Source organism: Bacillus sp. 05T31, from assembly GCF_056396725.1.
Window position 1 is genome coordinate 1 of record NZ_JBFTMA010000553.1, and the last position, 4886, is coordinate 4886.

Consider the following 4886-nt stretch of genomic DNA (forward strand, 5'->3'; position numbering starts at 1 on the left):
TACAAGCTCTCTCTTTTTTACAGTAAGGAAAAAGGATATTAATGTGCTTAAGCTTTTAATAGAAGTAAGTGTTCCGTGTTTACTTATAAATAGATTAGTTTGAAATGTTGTCATTAAAGCATAAAAATGATGAATCTGCTTTATTGTAGGTGTTTCATTATAAAGAATAGTAGTAGATTGGATTGCATTCATCGAAATATTCCTTTCTGTATAGTAAGCATAACAATATAAACATACCCGTTTTAAAAAATGTTAAACATATAAATAAGAAAAAATATAATTATAGTTTTTTACGTTTAGAAAGGGTTACGAAGGGTATACATATACTACAAAGAGATTGACTGAAGATGAATTGTAAGATTTCTATGTTTAGTAGATTAGTCTATCAAAATATACTTTTACTTTAAATAAAAAGGAGTCTGGTATACATGAATGAAATGATGATTGATATTACATTTGATTTAATTTACTTGTTAAGTAGTTCGCTTGTAATGCTTTTACTATTCGCTTTTTTCGTAAATGGTTATGTTAATAAGAAGATTAGTGTATACAGAAATGAAGAAAGATAAAGATACATTATATAAAACTTTAGGAGGTTAATAGTTATGGATGTAGATAGAAAAATAGTAGGTATTTTTAGAACAATTGATGATGCGGCATTCGTTATTAATGAATTAAAAGATAAAGGATACTCGGCGGGTAACATTTCAGCTATTGCGAAGGATCAAAAGGAAATTGAACATCTGGAAGAAAAATCGGGTGAAAAAGTGAATCATGAAACTGCACATAAAGCGGATATCTTTTCAGCGACAGGGCTTGTGGCAGGAGGAGTAGCAGGCGGACTCGGTGGTTTATTAACAGGTCTTGGTATACTTGCCGTTTCTGGAATGGGTCCAATCGTAGCAGCGGGACCTATCGCAGCAGCTATTGGAGGAGCCGGTATTGGCGGAGGAGCTGGAAGTTTAATAGGAGCATTTATCGGATTAGGAATTCCCGAAGAACATGCTAAGAAATATGAAGAATACATTTACGATGGAAATATATTAATTTTAGTAGATGCAAAATTAGATGATAAGTTAGAAATCTATAAAATATTTGATAAGCATAATGCCTATAACTCTGATTTCTTTAAATAATATTTACTTCACATATCAATTATGCAAAATGTAAACATAGTGAATATCGTTTTTTGATCATACAACTTTGGTGCGGCCGAGGAGTCGTATGACTATAAGAGAGGAAGGGCTTATAGTAAAAGATCAAGTTCTATTCTGTTATCCCGCATTAACGGGCAGTAAGACCCCCACCTCAAAATTCAGCGAAAGCAAAGAAGTTAGGTGGGGGATCAACTGCCCGTAAAAGCCCGATTGGTTCAACTAATAATCAGTGGGGGATGAACAAAACCCCCACTGATTAAAGTTTCACTTTATTGAAAAGGGAAGAGGTGTCTTTTCGTGATTGTAAAAATATTAAAGGATAGTAGTAATAGTTTCCTTTGTACGGTTCAAAATAAAAATGGAGAGAAGTATGTGAAGAAGTGGTTTAGTAAACATGAAAACAATGAAGAATTAGGGCGACCAACCTTTAAAGAAGTAGAAAAGGATTGGAAAGAAAATAGAAAATCGTTTATGTATCCTAATGTTAAAGTGCTGTATTAAAAATAATAGGCGTTTCATTCTTACAAAATTGTCACACTCCTGTAAGGTAATTCAATAGATTAGATACTGTTTCCGTGTCATAATAAAGACATAAGAAAGCGCATTAAAAAACTACAACTTATTAGGAGAGTGTCAGTCATGATTGTAACAACAACGTCTGGAATCCAAGGTAAAGAGATTATTGAGTATATTGATATTGTAAACGGTGAAGCTATTATGGGTGCAAATATTGTCCGCGATTTATTCGCTTCCGTTCGTGATGTTGTCGGTGGTCGTGCTGGTTCTTACGAAAGCAAGCTAAAAGAAGCTCGTGATATCGCAATGGATGAAATGAAAGAACTTGCAAAACAAAAAGGTGCGAACGCTATCGTTGGTATTGACGTAGATTATGAAGTTGTTCGTGATGGAATGTTAATGGTTGCTGTAAGTGGTACAGCTGTACGTATATAATTAAATAAAAACAGGCTCACCCCTTGAAGCGTATGCTTTAAGGGGACTTTTTTGACTTCGCTTATTCCACAATTGTGTCTGTTTTTGATTATGAAAAATCGTTTCCTGTCTTGCTATAAATTTCATAGGCAAAAAATCCAAATAAATAGCCTATTCCAGCCCCTAAACCAACTGTAAACAGTGAATAACCCGGGGAAAATATGTCGACAATTATACCGATTAAACACCCTAAAAGCATTCCCATAGGTATTAAACTATCTAATAATTGTTGAGCACCTTTTGATTTTTTCTTACCTAATTTGCCCTGGTTATATTTATGTTCCATTCTTTTAATTACAAATACTACAATTCCTCCGACTATTACAACAGGCGCAATTACCGTAATTAACCACATGTTAGAATCTCCTTTCGCCTTTTAATAGAATTATACCAGATACTTACAATTCTGTGCTCCTAAATGTATTATCTAATCTATTTAAAAGGCCGATCAAAAAGACTTCTTCTTTTGCATTTAATAACCCGTCAAAAACACTTTCCCTTTCGTTTTCTCAGCAGACTGCACGACATCAACCGCTGTTTTCACATCTGCTAAGTCATACGTAGAATGTACTTTCATGAAATGTAATTGTTTATTTTCTACTAAGCGAATTAAGTGACGAAACGTTTCTTGCCATTTATATGGTGATACTTCTTTATTCCAATGTCGTAAATGAAATATGTTCGCATGCACTTTTGCTTTCGTGACAATCTCTGCCCAGTTAACTTGTACACCTGATAGAAGACCAATCGTTAAAAAGTGCCCGTTTGGACGTAAGGAAAAAGCTAATTCATTTCCATCGGGTCCTCCGATAGAATCAATTGCAGCATCTGCACCAAGCCCGTTTGTTAATTCCATAACGGTTGCATAAAGCGGGGCAGTGGAAGTATCGATTACATATTCAGCATAAAACGTCATTCTGTTTTAAGTTTAGCGTTTCTGTGCATGTGACCCACGCCGTAAGGGGATTAATATACATTTGTGCCGCTGTAAAATCATCGATGGAATCAGGAATAGGAACTACAAAATCAGCTGATGTTGTAACAAATTCTTGCCAAGTACCTTCTCCGCGTAACGGCAAAACACGTTTGCCGATAAGGTCTTTAGAAACGCCAACACCTACATTTTCTACAATGCCAACACCTTCATAACCAGGTATGTTAGGTAAAGGGATTCTATGTGCATAGGCTCCGGTAATTGGGATTAAGTCAGATGGATTGATCGGTCTGACTAGCATACGAACTAAAATTTCATTATTTTTTAATGGTTCTATATTTTTATATTCAACCTGTAACACATCTTTCGGATTGCCAAACTCATGAAATTGAATGTATTTTCCGTGCAAAATAATTGTTCCCCCTTAGTGTGATTGGGTTAATTATAGCATTTTTGGTTTGATTGATTATTCCATTAGCACTAAATAAAAGGGAACAGAAAGTCATCGTTTATACATCTGATAAAATCGTAGAAAAAGCTATTGCTGTATGTACAAAATTTAATAAAAAATAGGCTCACCCCTTGGAATTTATGCTTTGAGGGGATTTTTATTGTGCAATTTTTAAAAAGATACATTAATTATGTAGCATTGTATGAATTGTAGAAGTGATTTCCTGAATAAGTTATTAGGTACATATTAATATAATAAAAAGACGCCCTTGTGAGCGTCTTTTTCCAACTTGAGATAGATGTATCATTATTGTTCTGCTAGGGTACATAATTCTCGTTTAAAGTTTTCTCACACAAATGATCTGTGTATCAATTTTTTTGATATACAGATCATTTGTATGATAATTCTTATARATAATTGCYRAATAATAAWCTTACATRAATRCTTTTAAAAGTTCTTGAACYAATGGAATTACTCCACCTACAAATTTTAAAACTGCCATTGCGATTTCCATAAGATTGCCTCCTTTTTTAAATAGTAAGATGTAATAAATCTTTATACCCTCATTATAGTAAGCGCTTACAAAAACATCAATGCATTTCAATATGCAATATTTCATATTTGTATTCGGTAATGAGAATGAAGAGGAATCAATAACTCTTCCCCGCTATTTGTGGGAGCCGGGCTGCCCGTAAAAGCCAGATTGGTGCGGGCTAATAATCAGTGGGGATGGACAAAAGCCCCACTGATTAAAGTTTCACTTTATCAAAATGTAAGCTGCATCTTGTATAATATAATGGTGGAGGTCAGATATGAAAAAAATAAGTTCAAATATAGATTTGGATACAAATGTATTGGAAGTGGTATTTATTCCAAGAAGGTTTATTATTTTATGGATTACACTCGTATATATAGCTTCAATACTTTTAGAATTTCGTAATAATATTTTCTCTATGGATAGTTTTTTCTTTACAATAGTCATTGTTATTCATACTATTTTTCATTGGTATGCGAGTTCATTAAAGAATAGGCAATTGTTGTACTTCTTTTTTGTACAACTTTTCATTGTTTTTTTGGCTGCATTTATTGCATCAAATGCTTCGATAACGATTTTTGTTGGATTAACTCCTATTTTAATCGCCCAAAGTTTATATGTTTATAACAATATATTTAAAGTAATGGCAGTTTTTACTCTCATGTATGCAATATTTTGTGCTGCAATTAGCATCAATTATGGTGTGAATAAATTAGCTATTCTTATCTCTATGTTTCTTTTAGTGTTAGCAATTATTATTCCTTTTTCCTATATTAATAAGCAGCAATTTGATGCACGTAATCGTATACAGAGCTACAT

At 33.3% G+C, this 4886-nt stretch carries 7 protein-coding genes and 2 pseudogenes; 5 read left to right on the top strand and 4 right to left on the bottom strand.

Annotated elements, in window-relative coordinates; all coding sequences use genetic code 11:
* The coding region (locus AC1DJR_RS23995) for a hypothetical protein (protein ID WP_477003674.1) at positions 1–192 on the bottom strand (192 nt) is incomplete at its 3' end.
* A 236-nt stretch (positions 193–428) separates the two neighbouring features.
* On the opposite strand from AC1DJR_RS23995, the gene AC1DJR_RS24000 reads away from it, so the two are divergent.
* From AC1DJR_RS24000 to AC1DJR_RS24015, 4 genes are all read left to right on the top strand, one after another.
* The gene (locus AC1DJR_RS24000) at positions 429–569 is read left to right on the top strand and encodes a hypothetical protein (RefSeq protein WP_016089038.1); all 141 of its coding nucleotides are present in this window, start codon (positions 429–431) and stop codon (positions 567–569) included.
* Positions 570–605: 36 nt separating this feature from the next.
* The gene (locus AC1DJR_RS24005; RefSeq protein ID WP_429687778.1) at positions 606–1136 is read left to right on the top strand and encodes a general stress protein; all 531 of its coding nucleotides are present in this window, start codon (positions 606–608) and stop codon (positions 1134–1136) included.
* A 318-nt stretch (positions 1137–1454) separates the two neighbouring features.
* Positions 1455–1658, top strand: coding sequence for a DUF4028 family protein (locus tag AC1DJR_RS24010; protein ID WP_429687779.1), 204 nt, complete (start codon positions 1455–1457; stop codon positions 1656–1658).
* A 138-nt stretch (positions 1659–1796) separates the two neighbouring features.
* Positions 1797–2108 (top strand): YbjQ family protein, encoded by a 312-nt coding sequence (locus tag AC1DJR_RS24015; protein WP_000637510.1) that lies wholly within the window; start codon positions 1797–1799, stop codon positions 2106–2108.
* A gap of 88 nt (positions 2109–2196) precedes the next feature.
* Here AC1DJR_RS24015 and AC1DJR_RS24020 read toward each other — a convergent pair whose 3' ends face one another.
* The 3 genes and pseudogenes from AC1DJR_RS24020 to AC1DJR_RS24030 form a co-directional block, all read right to left on the bottom strand.
* Positions 2197–2502 carry a hypothetical protein gene (locus tag AC1DJR_RS24020; RefSeq protein ID WP_241875473.1) on the bottom strand — a complete coding sequence of 102 codons (306 nt, stop codon included), beginning with the start codon at positions 2500–2502 and terminating at the stop codon, positions 2197–2199.
* A gap of 117 nt (positions 2503–2619) precedes the next feature.
* Positions 2620–3490 (bottom strand): annotated as a pseudogene (locus AC1DJR_RS24025) (zinc-dependent alcohol dehydrogenase family protein).
* A gap of 475 nt (positions 3491–3965) precedes the next feature.
* Entirely contained in the window at positions 3966–4151 is a 186-nt protein-coding gene (locus AC1DJR_RS24030) for a hypothetical protein (protein WP_477003675.1), read from the bottom strand.
* A gap of 193 nt (positions 4152–4344) precedes the next feature.
* Here AC1DJR_RS24030 and AC1DJR_RS24035 point away from each other — a divergent pair.
* Positions 4345–4886 (top strand): annotated as a pseudogene (locus tag AC1DJR_RS24035) (sensor histidine kinase); the annotation flags it as partial.